The sequence below is a fragment of the Streptomyces sp. NPDC028991 genome (assembly GCF_055564775.1).
The window spans coordinates 128,853-146,044 of sequence record NZ_JBVHVP010000006.1; the positions used below are offsets into that span (position 1 = coordinate 128,853).

14 protein-coding genes are annotated in these 17,192 nt (G+C 72.6%); 7 read left to right on the plus strand and 7 right to left on the minus strand.

The features are described 5' to 3' along the window. The first annotated feature begins 32 nt into the window (after window positions 1-32). The gene (locus ACZ4V1_RS15560; RefSeq protein WP_468335145.1) at window positions 33-821 is read left to right on the plus strand and encodes a TetR/AcrR family transcriptional regulator; all 789 of its coding nucleotides are present in this window, start codon (window positions 33-35) and stop codon (window positions 819-821) included. On the opposite strand, the gene ACZ4V1_RS15565 is transcribed toward ACZ4V1_RS15560, so the two are convergent. Further along, window positions 795-1,778, minus strand: coding sequence for a WD40 repeat domain-containing protein (locus tag ACZ4V1_RS15565; protein WP_468335149.1), 984 nt, complete (start codon window positions 1,776-1,778; stop codon window positions 795-797). The two genes, ACZ4V1_RS15560 and ACZ4V1_RS15565, sit on opposite strands and share 27 nt — an antisense overlap. A gap of 100 nt (window positions 1,779-1,878) precedes the next feature. Here ACZ4V1_RS15565 and ACZ4V1_RS15570 point away from each other — a divergent pair, with 100 nt between their 5' ends. Further along, entirely contained in the window at window positions 1,879-2,559 is a 681-nt protein-coding gene (locus ACZ4V1_RS15570) for an SGNH/GDSL hydrolase family protein (RefSeq protein ID WP_468335152.1), read from the plus strand. Window positions 2,560-2,796: 237 nt separating this feature from the next. Further along, window positions 2,797-3,789, plus strand: a complete 993-nt coding sequence (locus tag ACZ4V1_RS15575) for an aldo/keto reductase (RefSeq protein WP_468335155.1) — start codon at window positions 2,797-2,799, stop codon at window positions 3,787-3,789. Between the two features lie 133 nt (window positions 3,790-3,922). Here ACZ4V1_RS15575 and thpR read toward each other — a convergent pair whose 3' ends face one another. Genes thpR through ACZ4V1_RS15590 form a run of 3 tightly spaced genes read right to left on the minus strand, consistent with a single transcriptional unit; the run spans window position 3,923 to window position 6,381 of the window. Continuing rightward, a complete protein-coding gene (gene thpR, locus ACZ4V1_RS15580; RefSeq protein ID WP_468335158.1) occupies window positions 3,923-4,495 on the minus strand; it encodes an RNA 2',3'-cyclic phosphodiesterase in 573 nt (190 codons plus the stop codon). Window positions 4,496-4,554: 59 nt separating this feature from the next. Beyond that, a complete protein-coding gene (locus tag ACZ4V1_RS15585) occupies window positions 4,555-5,916 on the minus strand; it encodes an MFS transporter (protein WP_468335161.1) in 1,362 nt (453 codons plus the stop codon). A 27-nt stretch (window positions 5,917-5,943) separates the two neighbouring features. Then, window positions 5,944-6,381 carry a MarR family winged helix-turn-helix transcriptional regulator gene (locus ACZ4V1_RS15590; RefSeq protein ID WP_468335164.1) on the minus strand — a complete coding sequence of 146 codons (438 nt, stop codon included), beginning with the start codon at window positions 6,379-6,381 and terminating at the stop codon, window positions 5,944-5,946. Window positions 6,382-6,531: 150 nt separating this feature from the next. Between ACZ4V1_RS15590 and ACZ4V1_RS15595 the strand changes: the two genes are divergently transcribed. Next, window positions 6,532-6,720, plus strand: a complete 189-nt coding sequence (locus tag ACZ4V1_RS15595; RefSeq protein ID WP_468335691.1) for a ribbon-helix-helix protein, CopG family — start codon at window positions 6,532-6,534, stop codon at window positions 6,718-6,720. Window positions 6,721-6,730: 10 nt separating this feature from the next. Here the strand turns inward: ACZ4V1_RS15595 and ACZ4V1_RS15600 are convergent, their stop codons facing one another. After that, window positions 6,731-8,188, minus strand: a complete 1,458-nt coding sequence (locus tag ACZ4V1_RS15600; protein ID WP_468335167.1) for an NCS2 family permease — start codon at window positions 8,186-8,188, stop codon at window positions 6,731-6,733. Window positions 8,189-8,380: 192 nt separating this feature from the next. Between ACZ4V1_RS15600 and ACZ4V1_RS15605 the strand changes: the two genes are divergently transcribed. Both ACZ4V1_RS15605 and ACZ4V1_RS15610 read left to right on the plus strand, forming a co-directional pair. Next, complete coding sequence (locus ACZ4V1_RS15605; RefSeq protein ID WP_468335170.1) at window positions 8,381-8,635, plus strand: DUF2530 domain-containing protein; 255 nt, start codon at window positions 8,381-8,383, stop codon at window positions 8,633-8,635. Window positions 8,636-8,734: 99 nt separating this feature from the next. Then, window positions 8,735-11,137, plus strand: coding sequence for a cation-translocating P-type ATPase (locus ACZ4V1_RS15610; RefSeq protein WP_468335173.1), 2,403 nt, complete (start codon window positions 8,735-8,737; stop codon window positions 11,135-11,137). A gap of 141 nt (window positions 11,138-11,278) precedes the next feature. Here the strand turns inward: ACZ4V1_RS15610 and ACZ4V1_RS15615 are convergent, their stop codons facing one another. Next, window positions 11,279-14,401 (minus strand): sacsin N-terminal ATP-binding-like domain-containing protein, encoded by a 3,123-nt coding sequence (locus tag ACZ4V1_RS15615; protein ID WP_468335176.1) that lies wholly within the window; start codon window positions 14,399-14,401, stop codon window positions 11,279-11,281. 93 nt (window positions 14,402-14,494) lie between these two features. Continuing rightward, window positions 14,495-15,421 carry a DUF3027 domain-containing protein gene (locus tag ACZ4V1_RS15620; protein ID WP_468335179.1) on the minus strand — a complete coding sequence of 309 codons (927 nt, stop codon included), beginning with the start codon at window positions 15,419-15,421 and terminating at the stop codon, window positions 14,495-14,497. A 344-nt stretch (window positions 15,422-15,765) separates the two neighbouring features. On the opposite strand from ACZ4V1_RS15620, the gene ACZ4V1_RS15625 reads away from it, so the two are divergent. Next, window positions 15,766-17,157: an MFS transporter gene (locus ACZ4V1_RS15625; RefSeq protein ID WP_468335181.1), complete on the plus strand. Its 1,392-nt coding sequence runs from the start codon at window positions 15,766-15,768 to the stop codon at window positions 17,155-17,157. The last annotated feature ends 35 nt before the right edge of the window (window positions 17,158-17,192 follow it).

The window sequence follows — 17,192 nt, forward strand, 5'->3', positions numbered from 1 at the left end:
CCAGTTTTTTCTCGCGGACTTAGACTGACCTCATGGCAAGCGGTACGGAGACCAGCGGCAGCGGTGACATCGGCCGCACCCTCGACCTGTTGTGGGACACCGGCCGACGGCCCAGCCGGGGGCCCAAACCGGGCCTGACGCTGGAGCGGATCGTGGAGGTCGCCGTCGAGGTCGCGGACCGGGACGGACTCGGCGCGGTCTCGATGCGCCGGATCGCCACCGAGCTGGGCACCGGAACCATGTCCCTCTACCGCTACGTCCCGGGCAAGGGTGAGCTGATCGACCTGATGCTGGACCGCGTACAGCGCCCGTCCGAGAACCCCGGCGACCTCGGCGACGGCGACTGGCGCTCGGCACTGGAGGCACTCGGCCGCGCCACCCTCGCCCTCTACCGCCGCCACACCTGGCTGCTGGAGGTCAACCAGTCCCGCCCGATCCTCGGCCCGAGCGCGCTGGACGGCATGGAGAAGGTGCTCACCCGGATCAGACCGATGGGCCTGACCGACCCCGAGCTGGTGTCGGCGATCATCATGATCGACGGGTACGTCGTCGGAGCCGCCCGCACGCAGGTGTACGCGGAGGAGGCCGAGCGCACCTCCGGACTGACGGACGCGCAGTTCTGGGAGGCCCAGGAGCCGGTGCTGGTCAAAGCCATGACCAGCGGGCGCTACCCCGTCCTGGCCTCCCTCACCGAGGACGCGTTCGGCGCCGGCTTCGACCACTTCGAGTTCGGGCTGCAGCGCATCCTGGACGGGCTGGAAGTGCTGGTGGCCGCGCGGCGCGCGGCCGGCGGATCAGCGGCGGCGGAAGAGCCGTCGTAGCCCGAAGAACACGGCGGCGCACGCGACGATCAGCCCGACCGCCCCGACCTTGAGCGTGTCCCCGCCCGGACCGTCCGCCCCTGCGGAGTCCTCGCCGGAGGCGTCGGAGCCGCCCCCCGACGACCCGCCGCCGCCCCCGGGCGCGTTCTCGGCCTTCACGGGACTGCCCGCGCCTTCCATTCCGAGCAGCAGCTTCTCACCGTCGGTGGTGTACGTGACGGACTCGCCCTGCCCGAGCGGCACGCTGATCCGCCCCTTGCGCTGGATCTTCCCGCCGTTCCACTCGTACCAGATGCCCCCGAGGTAGCCGCGCACGGCGAGCCGTTCGCCGTCCGGGGAGAAGGCCGCGTCGGTGGCCCAGAGCTCGACGGGAGCGGCACGCCGGAAGACGTTGGTGCCGGAGGAGGACAGCTTCGCCGGGCCCTCGTACAGGTGCCCGCCGTCCTCGTTCTTGTCGATGAGGTAGACCCGCCCGGTCTTCGGGTGGACGGCCATCGACTCGGCGTCGCGGGCGCCGTCCGCGTACTTCACGACGTACTGCGTCGCCTCGACCGTCTGGTCCTTCAGTTCCTTCGGCTCGGGCAGCTCGTAGATCCACACGTGGGGCCAGGTGCCGCCGAGGTTGTCGCCGATGTCGCCGACGAAGATCCGGTTGTCCGGCCCGATGGAGACCGCCTCGACGTCCCGGGGCGTGCCGACGCCGGAGAGCGCGACGCGGGCGACGGTCTCACCGGTGGAGCCGTCCACGGCGTAGAGGTAGGGCCCGTTGTCCTGGTCGTTGTGGGTCCAGTAGACGCCGGGGTGCAGTCGGGAGGCGGCGAGGCCGCTGGACTCGGTGATGCGCGGGTCCTTGATCGTGAAGCCGTCGCTCCCGCCGTCCCCGTCGGCGGCGGAGGCGGGCGCGGCGAACGCGCCCACGAGAAGGGCCGAGGCGAGGAGGGCGAAGGATCGGCGCATGCGCCAAGCCTGCCATCCCGCACGGGCGTTCAGGCTGCGGGCCTGCCCGGGTGGCCGGGCTCACATCGCGCCGACCAGGCGGATCGTCCATGATGAGCGGATGCTCAGGTTCATGTTCGTCGGTGACTCCATGACGATCGGGAGCGCCGGCGAACACACGTGGCGCTACCGGATGTGGCAGCACCTGCGCGACTCCTACGGCCGCCCGTTCACGTTCGTCGGCCCCCGCGAGACGCTGCACGACCAGTCGACGGACGCCCCCACCTCGTACGCCTACGCCGACCCCGGCTTCCCCCGCGCCCACCTGGCCGGCTGGGGCGAGGGCTGGCACCACATGGCCCCGCTGATCGGCGAGACGGTACGGGCCTGCCGCGCGAACGTGCTCCTGGTCTCCCTGGGCCTGATCGACCTCGGCTTCTACACGAACGCGGAGCAGACCGCCGACAACGTCCGGGCCTTCGTGTCCGAGGCACGCTCGGCGAACCCGCGCGTGCGCATGGCCGTGATGCCGGTGATCCCGAACATCCGGGTGGAGGCCGACGAGACCTTCGCCGAGCAGGTCCACCGCTTCAACGAACTCCTGGCCAAGACGATCGCCGGCCTCGACGAACCGGGCTCCTCGCTGCTCCTCGTACCGCCGCCGGTGTCGTACGACTTCCACACGGACACGTACGACGGCACACATCCGAACGAGAGCGGCGAGCACAAGATCGCGGAGGCGTTCGCGGAGGCGATGGACGAGGAGTGGGGGCTGGGCGGGCCCTACGCCGCCGCCTCGTAGGACGCGGCCCGGATCTCCCGGACCAGGTGGCGTTCTGGCATATGCACGCTCTCCCGTGCCCTGGTCGCCGTGCGTATCGTTGTACCGCGCGGCTGTACTCGTCGTTGGGTCAGCCGGGGAGGAGCTGGATCTCACCGGCACCGTCCTCGGCCTCACTCTCAGGACCGACGTCTTTCCCCGCAACTGACCACCCGCCCCGCTTGCCTGGAGCGCACTCCAAGTCGTTGGCTTGGGGCCATGAAGTACACGCAGCTCGGACGCACAGGACTCAAGGTCAGCCGGCTCGTCCTCGGGACCATGAACTTCGGCCCGCAGACCGACGAGGCCGACAGCCACGCCATCATGGACGCGGCGCTGGACGCCGGCATCAACTTCTTCGACACCGCCAACGTGTACGGCTGGGGCGAGAACAAGGGCCGTACCGAGGAGATCATCGGCAACTGGTTCGCCAAGGGCGGCGACCGGCGCGACAAGACCGTCCTCGCCACCAAGGTGTACGGCAACATGGCAGCCGACGGCGAGGCGTGGCCCAACCACGACAAGCTGTCCGCGGTGAACATCCGGCGGGCGGTCGACGCCAGCCTCAAGCGGCTCCGGACCGACCGCATCGACCTGTACCAGTTCCACCACATCGACCGCGCCGCCGGATTCGACGAGATCTGGCAGGCCGTCGACGTACTGGTCCAGCAGGGCAAGATCCTCTACGCCGGGTCCTCGAACTTCCCCGGCTACAAGATCGCCCAGGCCAACGAGACCGCCGCCCGGCGCGGCGGCACCATCGGGCTGGTCAGCGAGCAGTGCCTGTACAACCTCGCCGAGCGCCGCGCCGAGATGGAGGTCATCCCGGCCGCGCGAGACTACGGGCTCGGCGTCATCCCCTGGTCGCCGCTGCACGGCGGGCTGCTCGGCGGGGTCATCAGGAAGGAGGTCCAGGGCGGACGACGTGCCTCCGGGCGGGCGGCCGACACCCTGGCCGACCCCGCGGGCCGCGCCCAGGTCCAGGCCTACGAGGACCTGCTCGACAAGCACGGCATCGAGCCCGGCGAGGCCGCGCTGGCCTGGCTGCTGACCCGGCCCGGCGTGACCGGCCCGATCGTCGGCCCGCGCACCGCGGAGCAGCTCGCGTCGGCGCTGCGGGCCGTGGAGCTGGAGCTGTCGCAGGAGCTGCTGACCGGGCTGGACGAGATCTTCCCGGGCCCGGGCCCGTCGCCGGAGGCGTTCGCCTGGTAGCGGGCGTGAACGGGGCGGCGGCCACCTGACGGCCGTTCAGCCGAGTGCCGCCGCCACCGCCACCACCACGAGCATCAGTACGAGCACACCGGCCATGATCCGGTTACGGGTCTTCGGGTCCACGTCCCCGAGCCTAACCGGAGGCGCCGAGCGGGCTGCGGGCGACCGTCTCGTAACGGGGCTGCTCGCCCGGCACCCCGGACCCGGGCAGGCGGCTGCGCACCAGCGCCAGGTCGCCCACGGTCCAGCTCCGGCTGGTGAAGCCTTCCAGCGCCTCGACGTAGGGACGTACGTCGAACGCCTCCCGGCTGCGGGCGACCGTCAGGTGGGGCTTGTAGCGGCGGTGCTCCCCCATCGGGACGCCGGCCTTGCGCGCCGCCGCCTCCGCCCGGCCGGCCAGCAGCCTCAGAGTGGCGAGATCGCCCTCCGCCCCCGCCCACAGGGCCCGCCCGTGCCCGAACTGACCGCCGCCGCGCAGCGCCAGCTCGAAGGGGGCGGTGCGGTGCGCTGCTCGCTCCAGGCGGGCCGACAGGTCCGGTACGAGGTCGTCGTCGACCTCACCGTAGAAGGCCAGTGTGAAGTGCCACCCCGGGCGGCCGGTCCAGCGCAGCCCGTCCGCGCCGGGCAGCTTCCGCAGCGCGGCCACCTCGGCGGCGAGGGCGGCGGTGACGTCCTTCGGGGGCAGTACGGCGGCGAACAGTCTCATGCCGGTCAGTCTCCCCCTGGGACAGGGCCGACGGCCTCCCCGCGACCGCCCGGGGCCGGCTACGCCGCCGGCGCCAGCTCCTCGCGCCGCTCCCGCGGCACGAACCGCACCCGCGGATGCCCGCGGTGCCAGCCGACCGACAGGCGCAGGTTGCCGACGCGGGCCAGGACCAGGCCGATGACGATCGCGGCCGTCGCGGCCACGGCGCCGCCCGCGGCGAACCCGGCCCGGGCGCCGTAGGTGTCCGTGACCCAGCCGACGATCGGGGCGCCGACCGGGGAGCCGCCGAGGAAGACCATCATGTACAGGGCCATCACACGGCCCCGCATGGCCGGGTCGGTGGACATCTGGATGCTGGTGTTGGCCGTGACGTTGACCGTCATGCTGAAGACGCCTATCGGGACCATCAGCAGCGCGAACAGCCACAGCTCGGGTGCCGTCGCCGCCACCATCTCCAGGGCGCCGAAGGCGAGCGCCGCCGCGATCAGGACGCGCAGCCGGGCCGTGCCGCGCCGGGCGGCGAGCAGGGCACCGGCGAGTGAGCCGACGGCCATGAGGGTGTTGAAGAGGCTGTAGGCGCCCGCGCCCGCGTCGAAGACGTCGTCGGCGAAGGCGGACAGGAAGACCGGGAAGTTGAAACCGAAGGTGCCGATGAAACCGACCAGCACGATGGTCCAGATCAGCTCGGGGCGTCCGGCGACGTAGTGCAGGCCCTCGCGGAGCTGTCCCTTGCCGCGCGGGGCTCGCTGGACGGCACGCAGTTCGCGGGCGCGCATCAGCAGCAGGCAGCCGAGCGGCGCGACGAAGGACAGGCCGTTGGCGAGGAACGCCCAGCCGGTGCCCACCCCGGTGATCATCAGACCGGCGACGGCGGGGCCGACCAGGCGGGCGGACTGGAAGTTGGCCGAGTTGAGGCTGACCGCGTTCTGGAGCTGGTCGCGGCCGACCAGCTCGGCGACGAACGACTGGCGGGCGGGGTTGTCGACGACCGTGGCCAGGCCCATCGCGAAGGCGGCGACGTAGACGTGCCAGACCTGGACGTGGCCGGTCAGGGTGAGCACGGCGAGGAAGAGCGCGGTCACGGCCATCGACGACTGCGTGACCAGCAGCGTGGGGCGCTTGCGCAGGCGGTCGACGAGGACGCCGCCGTAGAGGCCGAAGAGCAGCATCGGCAGGAACTGCAGGGCGGTGGTGATGCCGACGGCGGCCGAGGAGCCGGTGAGGCTCAGCACCAGCCAGTCCTGGGCGATGCGCTGCATCCAGGTGCCGATGTTGGAGACGACCTGGCCCAGGAAGAACAGGCGGTAGTTCCGGACCCTCAGGGAGGCGAACATCGAGGTCTTGCGAGGGCCGTCGGGGGTGGTCGGGTCGTCGTGGCCGTCAGGTGCGGGGGCGGAAGCTGCTCCGGATCCCGTACTCAAAAGGTTTCGCCTCCTCGCGATCGCTGCTTACCGGTGTGCGAGCTTCTCCAGCACGGGGGCGGCGGCGCGCAGTTTCGCCCACTCGTCCTCGTCGAGTCCCTCGACCAGCGTGGCCAGGAACGCGTTCCGCTTGCGGCGGCTCTCCTCGAGCATCACCACGGCCTGCTCGGTCTGCGTCACGACCTTCTGGCGCCGGTCCTCGGGATGCGGCTCCAGCCGGACCAGCCCCTTCGCCTCCAGGAGCGCCACGATGCGGGTCATCGAGGGCGGCTGGACGTGTTCCTTGCGGGCGAGCTCGCCCGGGGTCGCACGGCCGCAGTTGGACAGGGTGCCCAGCACCGACATCTCGGTCGGGCTGAGCGACTCGTCGACCCGCTGGTGCTTGAGCCGACGGGACAACCGCATCACGGCGGAGCGCAGGGAGTTCACGGCGGCGGCGTCGTCGCCATGCTTGAGGTCCGGCATGTTCCTTAGCGTAACTCATTAGTCTCGCGAAATACCACCGCTCAACCAACCGCGTGCCCGTGACACCCGCCACCGAAAACGGGACTTCACCCGTACGAGTGAGCTGCTTCCGGAAATCGGAGCATCACCCGGTCGGTGGGGGCGACCCTCGTGCTCATGGGGACCAGCGTGCTCAGCCTGCGGATGGACGGGGAGCTGCTCGACCGGCTCCGGCACCATGCGGCGAAAAGGGGAATGAGCGTCCAGGACTATGTCGTCCGGACGCTCATTCGGGATGACTTCGACGAGCGGTTCCAGTCCGCCGTGGAGGAGACGGAACGGTTCTACGGGGTCACGTGAGCCCCACCGGTCAGGTGAGACCCAGGGCCGGCATCAGGTAGTAGAAGGCGAACACCGCCGACACCACGTACATCGTGACCGGGACCTCCCGGCCCCGCCCGGCCGCCAGGCGCAGCACCGAGAAGGTGATGAAGCCCATGCCGATGCCGTTGGTGATCGAGTAGGTGAACGGCATCATCAGCATCGTCACGAAGGCCGGGACGGCGATCGTGAAGTCGGCCCAGTCGATCTCCCGGATCGAGCCGGCCAGGATCAGGAAGCCGACCGCGACCAGCGCCGGCGTGGCCGCCTGGGACGGGACCATCGTCGCGACCGGCGTGAGGAACAGCGCCATGGCGAAGAGCGCGCCGGTGACGATGTTCGCGAACCCGGTGCGCGCGCCCTCGCCGACGCCGGCCGTGGACTCCACGAAGCAGGTCGTGGCCGAGGCGGAGCTGGCACCGCCCGCGGCGACCGCGACGCCGTCGACGAAGAGGACCTTGTTGATGCCCGGCATCTGGCCCTGGGCGTCGGTCAGCTTCGCCTCGTCGCTGACGGCCATGATCGTGCCCATGGCGTCGAAGAAGCACGACAGCAGGACGGTGAAGACGAACAGCACGCCGGTCAGGAGGCCGACCTTCCCGAACCCGCCGAACAGGCTGACCTCTCCGACCAGGCCGAAGTCGGGGGTGGCGACGGGGTTGCCGGGCCACTCCGGGGTGGTCAGTCCCCAGGAAGGGATGTCCGCGACCGCGTTGATGATCATCGCGAGGACGGTCATCACGACGATGGAGATCAGGATCGCGCCAGGGGTCCTGCGGACGATCAGCGCCAGGGTCAGCAGCACACCGAGGGCGAAGACCAGCACCGGCCAGCCGAGCAGATGACCGCCGGTGCCCAGCTGGAGGGGCACGGTGGTCTGGGCGGCGTCCGGCATCCGGGTGACGAACCCCGAGTCGACCAGGCCGATCAGCATGATGAACAGGCCGATACCGATGGCGATGGCCTTGCGCAGGCCGTAGGGCACGGCGTTCATCACCCGCTCGCGCAGGCCGGTTGCGACCAGCAGCATGACGATGAAACCGGCCAGCACCACCATGCCCATGGCGTCCGGCCAGGACATCCGCGGGGCGAGCTGGAGGGCGACGACGGAGTTCACGCCGAGACCGGCGGCGAGCGCGATCGGGACGTTGCCGATGACGCCCATCAGGAGCGTGGTGAACGCCGCCGTCAGGGCGGTCGCGGTGACCAGCTGACCGTTGTCGAGCTGGTGGCCGTACATGTCCTTCGCGCTGCCCAGGATGATCGGGTTCAGCACGATGATGTAGGCCATCGCGAAGAAGGTGGCGAAACCGCCCCGGATCTCACGGGGCAGCGTGCTGCCGCGCTCGGAGATCCTGAAGTAGCGGTCGAGGCCGTTCTGAGGGGGCCGCCTGTCTTCGGGCGACTCGGGGGACGGGGGGACCTTGGCGGAGGCCGAGGTGGACATGCGGGACCTCATCACCAACAGGTTCCCCCACGGCCTTATTGGTGCTTCCTACGAATGAAAGCGGTCAGAGACAAACGGGTTCAGTATGAACGTATGAGCCGCCGAGCGCTATCTCCGCGCGTAGACCCGTATGGTGCGACTGCTGTGACGCGCCCGGTGAACGCGCGGTCGGCCGCCTCGTAAGCTGTACGCATGAAGAAGTGGACACCCACGCACGAGGCGCCGGAGCCCCTGGAGGGCCCCGTCGTTCCGACCATCGTCGGCGGCACCGTCCTCTGGTTCGTCCTCTTCCTCGCGCAGCTGCCGTTCTACGGCTGGTTCGACGACCACGGGCACGCCTGGTGGGTGTGGACCTGCCTGGCCGGTGCCGGACTCGGCCTGATCGGCATCTGGTACGTGCGCAGGCGCGACGCCGCGCTCAAGCGGGCGGCGGGGGACGCCGCGTAGTACCACGGCAGCACCGGACGGGCCGCCCCGTCCTGCCCAGGTCGGATCTTCCCCGCAGTCGGCGGGTGAAGCCGTAAGTCCGCACGTAACGTCGAACTCATGACGCATCTCGACGCGGGCGACCGGCTCGATCCCGCGGACCCCGCTCTCGTCCCTTCCCCGGCGACCGGGCTGACCGCCGCCGCGGTCGCCGAACGGGTCGCGCGCGGTCAGGTCAACGACGTGCCGGTGCGCAGCAGCCGTTCGCTGACCGACATCGTCCGCGCCAACGTCTTCACCCGGTTCAACGCGATCATCGGCGTGCTCTGGGTCGTCATGCTGTTCGTCGCGCCGATCCAGGACAGCCTGTTCGGCTTCGTGATCCTCGCCAACACCGGCATCGGCATCGTCCAGGAGTGGCGGGCGAAGAAGACCCTCGACTCCCTGGCCCTGATCGGCGAGGCCCGGCCGACCGTGCGCCGGGACGGGACGGCCGCCGAGATCAGCACGTCGGAGATCGTGCTGGACGACGTCATCGAGTTCGGCCCCGGGGACAAGGCCGTCGTCGACGGTGTGTGCGTCGAGGCGGACGGGCTGGAGATCGACGAGTCCCTGCTGACCGGTGAGGCCGACCCGGTCGTCAAGCAGCCGGGGGACCAGGTCATGTCCGGCAGTTTCGTGGTCGCGGGCGGCGGCGCCTTCCGGGCGACCAAGGTGGGGCGCGAGGCGTACGCGGCGCAGCTCGCCGAGGAGGCCTCCCGTTTCACCCTGGTCCAGTCCGAGCTGCGCTCCGGCATCTCCACCATCCTGAAGTACGTCACCTGGATGATGGTCCCGACCGCGATCGGCCTGATCCTCAGCCAGCTGGTCGCCAAGGACAACGAGCTGGACGACTCCATCGCGCGGACGGTCGGCGGCATCGTGCCGATGGTCCCGGAGGGACTGGTCCTGCTCACCTCCGTCGCCTTCGCGATCGGCGTCATCCGCCTCGGACGCAAGCAGTGCCTCGTCCAGGAGCTGCCCGCCATCGAGGGTCTGGCCCGCGTCGACACCGTCTGCCTGGACAAGACCGGCACCCTCACCGAGGGCGGCATGGACGTCACCGAACTGCGCCCGCTCGGCGGCACCGACGACGGATACGTCCGCACGGTGCTCGGCGCCCTCGGCGAGTCCGACCCGCGCCCGAACGCCTCCCTGCGGGCGATCGTCGACGCCTACCCGGTCGCCGAGTTCACCGAGGAGTGGCGCTGCACCCGGTCGCTGCCCTTCTCCTCCGCCCGCAAGTACAGTGGCGCCTCGTTCAGCGAGGGCGACGGCGTCACCAGCACGTGGCTGCTGGGCGCGCCCGACGTGCTGCTGGCCGAGGACGACCCCGCCCTGGCCGAGACCACGCTCCTCAACGAGCAGGGCCTGCGGGTGCTGCTGCTCGCCCGCGCCACCCGTGACCTGGACGACCCCGAGGTGGCCGGGGACGTCACGCCGGCCGCCCTGGTCGTCCTGGAGCAGCGGCTGCGCCCGGACGCCGCCGACACCCTGCGCTACTTCGCCGACCAGGACGTCCGCGCCAAGGTCATCTCCGGTGACAACGCGGTGTCGGTCGGCGCGGTGGCCACCAAGCTCGGGCTGTCCGGCGCGACCGTCGACGCGCGCCGGCTGCCCGCCGAGCGGGAGGGGATGGCCGAGGCGCTCGACGGGGGCACGGTCTTCGGGCGGGTCACGCCGCAGCAGAAGCGGGACATGGTGGGCGCGCTCCAGTCGCGCGGCCACACGGTCGCGATGACCGGCGACGGCGTGAACGACGTCCTGGCGCTCAAGGACGCCGACATCGGCGTGGCGATGGGCTCGGGCTCGGAGGCCACGCGGGCGGTCGCTCAGATCGTGCTGCTCAACAACAGCTTCGCCACGCTGCCGTCGGTGGTGGCCGAGGGCCGCCGGGTCATCGGCAACATCACCCGGGTCGCGACCCTGTTCCTGGTGAAGACCGTGTACTCGGTGCTGCTGGCCATCCTGGTGGTCTGCTCGCAGGTCGAGTATCCGTTCCTCCCCCGGCACCTCACCCTGCTCTCCACGCTCACCATCGGCGTCCCGGCCTTCTTCCTGGCCCTCGCCCCGAACAAGGAGCGGGCCCAGCCGCACTTCGTACGGCGCGTGATGCGGTACGCGATCCCGGGCGGGGTGCTGGCCGGGGCGGCGACCTTCACGACGTACCTCGTCGCCCGGCAGCACTACTCCGGTCCGGGGGCGCTGGACGCGGAGACGAGCGCGGCGACGCTGACGCTGTTCCTGATCTCGATGTGGGTGCTGGCGATCATCGCGCGGCCCTACACGTGGTGGCGGGTGGCGCTGGTGGCGGCGATGGGCGCGGGCTTCCTGGTGGTGCTGGTGGTGCCGTGGCTCCAGGACTTCTTCGCGCTGAAGCTGGTGGGCGTGACCATGCCGTGGGCCGCCGTCGGCATCGCGGCGGTGACGGCGGCCGTGCTGGAACTCCTGTGGAGGTGGGTCGACCGCCGCGTACCGGCCTAGCCGACCGCCCGGCGGTTGCCGCGCGGGGAGGACACCCGGTCCGAAAAGCGTGAGCATTCCGGCCCCAAGTGTCCTCGTGGCGCTCATCTGAGCGCACGGAGGACACTTGGCCGCCAAGTGCTCACGCCGGCGAGCAAGGCCCTAGTCGAACCAGCGGTCCCGGGCCAGTTCCTCCGTGCGGGACTCGTCCTCCAGCAGGGCGGCGACCTCGAAGCGGCGCGGCCACTGGCCGGCCGCCCAGGCGAGCCCCGCGGCCACGCCCTCCAGCGTCGCGGCGTGCAGCACGCCGTCGTCCGTCAGCCGCCAGTCGATCTCCACGCCGTCGACCACCAGTTCCTCGTGCTCCACGTACGACGCGGGAGTCCGCGTCCCGAGCAGCACCCGCACCGGCTCCGGGACGTCGTGCTCGGCGCCCTCGGAGTCCACCTCGCCGGTGACGGACTCGCTCAGCCGCCGCACCTGGAACAGCTCCGCCAGCCCGGCGGCCCGGTCCGGCCGTACGGGCAGCAGCGGCACGCCCGACGTGAAGGGCAGCAGGTCCGGCGAGTCCACCACCACGGCGTCGGCGGCGTCCACCACCTCCACCCGGCCGTCGACCACGGCCCGCACGTCGTCCGGCAGGGTGACCTGCTCCGGGTCCAGCTCGGCCAGGGCTCCGTACAGGGCGTGCAGCTGGGCCGCCGTGACCGGGCGGCCGGGGTCGGCGAGGCGGTCCAGCAGTTCCGCCGCACCGCCGGGCTCGTCGAGCAGGGCGGCCACCGACGTCCGCACGCCCAGCGCCCGCAGCACCTGCTCGTCCTCGAACCCGGTGGCGTCGGCCTCGTCGTACAGGCCGCGCAACAGCGGGTCGCCGCCGGCCGCGCGCAGACCCGCCGGGCGGCGTCCGCCGAGCACCGGGTGCCCGCGCAGCCACCAGGCGGTGTACGGCCGTACGACCTCGTGGGTTCCGTCGGGCAGGAGGATGCGCACGGGCTGTACGAGGGCGTCGCGCAACGGGGGCCGCGACAGCAGGGCGAGGGCCTCGGGCCACCGGTCGTCGTCCACCAGGTCCAGGTCGCGCACGGCGACGATCTCGGTGGCGACCGGCGGGACGGGAGTGTCCGGGAAGCGGTCGAGGACGTCCTCGCTCCACACGTCCACGGCGTCCAGCAGACCCGCGTCGTCCGGTACGGCGAAGTCGCCCTCGCGGGGCTCCAGTTCGTCCGGGTCCAGGACGACGTCGGTGGCGCGGACCAGGGCGAAGGTGACGAGGACGCCGCAGGCGGCCAGCGGCTCCGGGCCCCACTTCTCGGCCAGCTCCGCGTCCACGGCGGCGAGTTCGTCCTCGCGCATGACCCTGGCGAAGGGGCCGCCGGGGAAGACGAGTTCGCCCGCCGGGGAGAGTTCGCCGTCCTCGTCGGGCAGGGCGAGCGCGCCGAGCCAGGGCTCGTCCCCGGCGTCGAGGCCGGCGTCGCGGACCAGGCCGAGGACGGTGTCGGCCAGTTCGTCGGCGTCGAGGGTGTCCTCCTCCCAGTTGGTGCCGCCCTCGTCCTCCAGGGAGGCGGCGACGGCGGCCCGGACCTGCGGGGTGGTGAGCACGGCGCGCGGGGTGGCCGGGAGGGCGCCGAGCTTCTCCAGGAGGCCGTGGGCGGCATCCGGGTGGGCGACCTTCAGTCCGAGGCGGGTGAGGACCTCCGGGTCGAGGGAGGCGGCGTCCCCGGAGGGCAGCAGCACCTGCCGGGGGCCGATGGTGGTGCGGCCGTCCGCGAGGGGGACGGGCAGGCCGGACAGCCGGTCGGGGTCGACGCCGGCGAGGCTGTCGTAGAGCCGCCGCCACCAGCCGGGAGCCTTCTCCAGACCCGCCAGCCGGTCGATCGCGTCGGTCAGCGGCACCCGGGCCACGCCGAGCGTGCGCAGTTCCACGCGGCGTTCCAGACCGGCGGGGAGCAGCGTCGGCAGCACCTCGGCGAGGACCCGCACGGTGTCGGTGCCCGCGCCCTCCACCACCTCGGCGTCGCGGGGGCGCAGGGACTCGGGCAGGTCGGGGTCGTCCTCGCGCGGTCCGGCGGCGGGCGGCAGGAAGGAGGTGCGCGGCAGCCGGTCGAGGATCGCCTGCCGCAGCACCCCGTCCAGCTCCCCCTTGCCCAGCGGGCCGGGTACGAGGTCGATGAGGCCGGCGCCGACCGGGCGCCAGTCGGCGAGCAGCCCGGCGTAGGCGTCCGCCGCCCGCTCCGTCAGGAAGTCGGTCAGCGGGCCGCGCGCGGCGTGCCGGCGGGTGGAGTCCAGGGGGAAGGAGGCGATGAGCAGCGCGGGGACGCCGAGCGGCTCGTCACTGGGCGTGGGCGCGTGGACGACGGGACTGGTGCGGGGCCGCGCGGGGCCGCCGTCGGCGTCCACGGGCACCGCCCACGTCACGGACCAGTGGGGGCGCAGCCGCTCCTCCACGGGCCGGTCCGCGAGGAGGCCGGGGGTGAGGGGCCCGTGCGCGGCGGCGGTGCGCCAGCGGGTGGCACCCGCACGGGAGTCCTCGACGACGGTCAGGGGGCCCTCGGTACGGCGGGACAGCGTGCGCGCCTCGTCCGCGACCTCCACCACGACCTCCTCGAGGCCCGGCAGGGCGAGGAGCAGGGCGTCGTCCACGGCGTGCAGGAGCCGTTCGGCGAGGCCGGCGGCGGCCGTGTCGCGGAGCGGGAGGATGACGGCCGTGTCGTACGGGCCGGGGGCGGTGCCCTCGGCCGGGAACGGCAGCCGCAGCAGCGGGACGTGCCCGTCGCGCCGCCGGATCTCGTCGCCGAGGCCGGGGCTGTGCCGTGCGGTGTCGGCGGCCAGGCCCCGGGCCTCGACCAGGGACCAGCGCACCCCGCCGTGCCGGCCGACGACGGCGGGCTCGTCGGTGACGGCCAGGACGGCGGCGAAACCGACCCCGAACCGGCCGACCGCGACGTCTGCGGCGTCCCGCTTGGCGGAGGCGCGCAGGGTGGACAGCGACTCGACGCCGGCCGCGTCCAGCGGGGCGCCGGTGTTGGCGGCGACCAGGACGCCGTCGCGCAGGGTGAGCCGGAGCCGGCCGGGCGCACCGGCCCGGGCGGCGGCGTCGGCGGCGTTCTGCGCCAGCTCGACGACCAGCCGGTCGCGGTAGCCGCCGAGGACGAGGTCCTCCTCCGCGTTGGCGTCCTCACGGAACCGGGCCGGGCTCGTCGCCCAGGCGTCCAGCACCCCGCGCCGCAGACGTGCCGTACCGAACGGATCGGCGCCCTCGGCGGCAGGCCGCACGAACATGCTCACGGTGACTCTCCTCATCGACGGACCACGAAGGTACCGCGAGGACACGGCCTCACCGGTCCGAACGCCGGTCAGGGCCCTCCGGGCCCGCCGCCCCTACGAATGCCCGAGCTCCGCCGACGCCTCGTCCTCGGCCACCGGAACCGATCCGGAGTCCGGCGCCGGCCGCAGCGGGAACGGGTCCACCCGCGTCTCGTCGATCACCGGTGGAGCCACCCGCGGCGGCTTCGGCATGACCGCGGCCTCGGAGTGGCCACCGCACCCGTAGGCCAGCGACACCACCCGTCCGTCCGCCGGGGAGAACTCGTTGGCGCACACCCCGAAGGCCTGTCCCAGCGAGCCGCCGATACGCGCCAGGAAGCCGCAGCTCGCGCAGGACGCGGGGGCCGCCTGGGCCATCGCGGTCTTCGGGCCGAAGTCCTCCTCCCAACGGTCCGCGGCGACATGCAGGCCATACCGGGAGAGCACCCGTGTGCGGCGCAGGCCCAGTTCCTCGGCGACGGCCGAGATCGTGCCGCGGGCCGGGACGGTCGACAGCTCGGCGGGCGGTCCGGCCGTGACCTCGGCGTCCTCCGCCTCCACCAGGTCGGCCATCTCGTGGGAGACGGCGGAGTTCGGCGGCGGCTCGTCCTCGCCGGTCCAGCCGGGCTCGAGCCGGAGGTCCTCCGCGTCGGTGGGCAGCAGGTCGCCGGGGCCCATGTCGCCGGGGCGCAGCCGCTCGCTCCACGGCACCCACTCGGGGGCGAGGAGGGCGTCGGGGCCGGGCAGCAGCACCGCCTCGTCCACCGTGACGATCTTGGCGCGGGAGGCGCGGGCCACGGTCACCGCCCAGCGCCAGCCGCGGTACCCCAGCTCCTTGCAGGCGAAGTAGTGCGTGACGACCCGGTCGCCCTCCGACACCAGCCCCTCGTGCTCGCCGACGACGCCGGGGGCGGCGGCCTCCTCGGCTGCCGCGCGGGCGAGGTCGACGGCCTCGGCGCACAGACGGTCAGGGGTGCGGCTTCGCGTTGTCGCTGCGCTCACAGGTATCGCTTCTCTCCATACGCCGTCTCACGAGTGCGCCGCTGCCTGCGAGGGGCGGACGGAGCGGACCTGTGGACCGCGTCGACGTCCGCGCCCGATCGCGCTCGGGCACACCTACGTCATCCATTCTGCGGGATGGCCGTAAGGCGCGCGGCCGAGAACGTTCGCCACGGCGCGCTAGGCACGCTACCTGCTCATGTGCGCTGGGCCTACACCGACGGGAGTTTCGGCGGGGTACGGCCTGGCGTTCCGCGGTGGTGCCGGGGCCCGTGTCACCCGACTCGATCACCGCCATCCGTGCCGTATCGACGCTATAGCCCCCGCTCTCGGGGCACTATGACGGGGTGGCAGCCGCACGGACGGAGTTCAAGGGCGGGAGCCGGAGGCGCGGCCCCGGTTCCCGGTTCCGTGCGGTCGGCCGGGCCCTGCGCCTGCCGGTGACCGGAACCGCGCGCGGCATCCGCCGGGCGACGCACGCGCACGGCGCGGGCGAGTCCGGCCTCGGCAAGCTGATCGAGCTGCACGGGGTGAACGGCGCCGGCGACGTCATGATCACCGTCGCTCTCGCCTCCACCGTCTTCTTCTCCGTCCCCACCGACGAGGCACGCGGCCGGGTCGCGCTCTACCTCGCGATCACCATGGCGCCGTTCACGCTCCTCGCGCCGGTGATCGGCCCGCTCCTGGACCGCCTGCCGCACGGCCGCCGCGCGGCGATGGCGGCCGCGATGGGCGCCCGGGCGGTGCTCGCGCTGGTGCTGTCCGGGGCGGTGATCGGCGGCAGCCTCGAGCTGTACCCGGCCGCGCTCGGGGTGCTGGTCGCCTCGAAGGCGTACGGCGTGGTCAGAAGCGCGGTGGTGCCGCGGTTGCTGCCGCCCCGTTTCTCCCTGGTGAAGGCGAACTCGCGGGTCACGCTGTGCGGGCTGCTGGCCACCGGCGCCGCCGCGCCGATCGCGGTGGCACTCCAGCAGGTCGGACCGCGCTGGCCGCTGTACGGCGCCTTCATGATCTTCATCGCGGGCACCGTCCTGTCGTTCACGCTGCCGCCGAAGGTGGACTCGGCGCGCGGCGAGGACCGGGCGCTGCTCGCCGCGGACGAGCGGCATCTGCACGGCCCGCACCGCAGGCCGGTCAAGCGTCCCGGGCTGCGCACGGTGGGCCCGGCGGTGACGCACGCGCTGGCCGCCAACGCCGGCATCCGCTGCCTGTCCGGCTTCCTGATCTTCTTCCTGGCGTTCCTGCTGCGGGTGCATCCGCTGTCCGGGCAGAGCGCGGCCGTGTCCCTGGGGATCGTGGGCGTCGCGGCCGGTGCGGGCAACGCGCTGGGCACGGCGGTCGGGGCGTGGCTGCGCTCCCGCGCGCCGGAGATCATCATCGTGACGGTCGTCGCGGTCGTACTGGGCACGGCGGTCACGGCCGCGGTGTTCTTCAGCACCGTGCTGGTGGCGTGCCTGGCCGCGGTCGCCGGGTTCGCCCAGGCGCTGGCCAAGCTGTCCCTGGACGCGCTGATCCAGCGGGACGTGCCCGAGCAGGTCCGCACCTCGGCGTTCGCCCGCTCCGAGACGCTGCTCCAGGTCTCCTGGGTGTTCGGCGGTGCGGCGGGCATCGTGCTGCCGCTGAACGGGACGCTGGGCCTGTCGGTGGCCGCCGCGATCATCGCCGCCGGGTGGCTGACGACCGTACGGGGGCTGATCGGCTCGGCCCGGCACGGGGGGCCGGCGCGACCGAGGGTGGCGTGACCACGCCACGCCGTACCCAGGTGGGGGGACGGCTC

Coding starts and splice junctions, on each gene's coding strand:
- ACZ4V1_RS15560 (WP_468335145.1), top strand. CDS start 33: ATGGCAAGCGGTACGGAGACCAGCGGCAGCGGTGACATCGGCCGCACC.
- ACZ4V1_RS15565 (WP_468335149.1), bottom strand. CDS start 1,778: ATGCGCCGATCCTTCGCCCTCCTCGCCTCGGCCCTTCTCGTGGGCGCG.
- ACZ4V1_RS15570 (WP_468335152.1), top strand. CDS start 1,879: ATGCTCAGGTTCATGTTCGTCGGTGACTCCATGACGATCGGGAGCGCC.
- ACZ4V1_RS15575 (WP_468335155.1), top strand. CDS start 2,797: ATGAAGTACACGCAGCTCGGACGCACAGGACTCAAGGTCAGCCGGCTC.
- thpR (WP_468335158.1), bottom strand. CDS start 4,495: ATGAGACTGTTCGCCGCCGTACTGCCCCCGAAGGACGTCACCGCCGCC.
- ACZ4V1_RS15590 (WP_468335164.1), bottom strand. CDS start 6,381: ATGCCGGACCTCAAGCATGGCGACGACGCCGCCGCCGTGAACTCCCTG.
- ACZ4V1_RS15600 (WP_468335167.1), bottom strand. CDS start 8,188: ATGTCCACCTCGGCCTCCGCCAAGGTCCCCCCGTCCCCCGAGTCGCCC.
- ACZ4V1_RS15605 (WP_468335170.1), top strand. CDS start 8,381: ATGAAGAAGTGGACACCCACGCACGAGGCGCCGGAGCCCCTGGAGGGC.
- ACZ4V1_RS15610 (WP_468335173.1), top strand. CDS start 8,735: ATGACGCATCTCGACGCGGGCGACCGGCTCGATCCCGCGGACCCCGCT.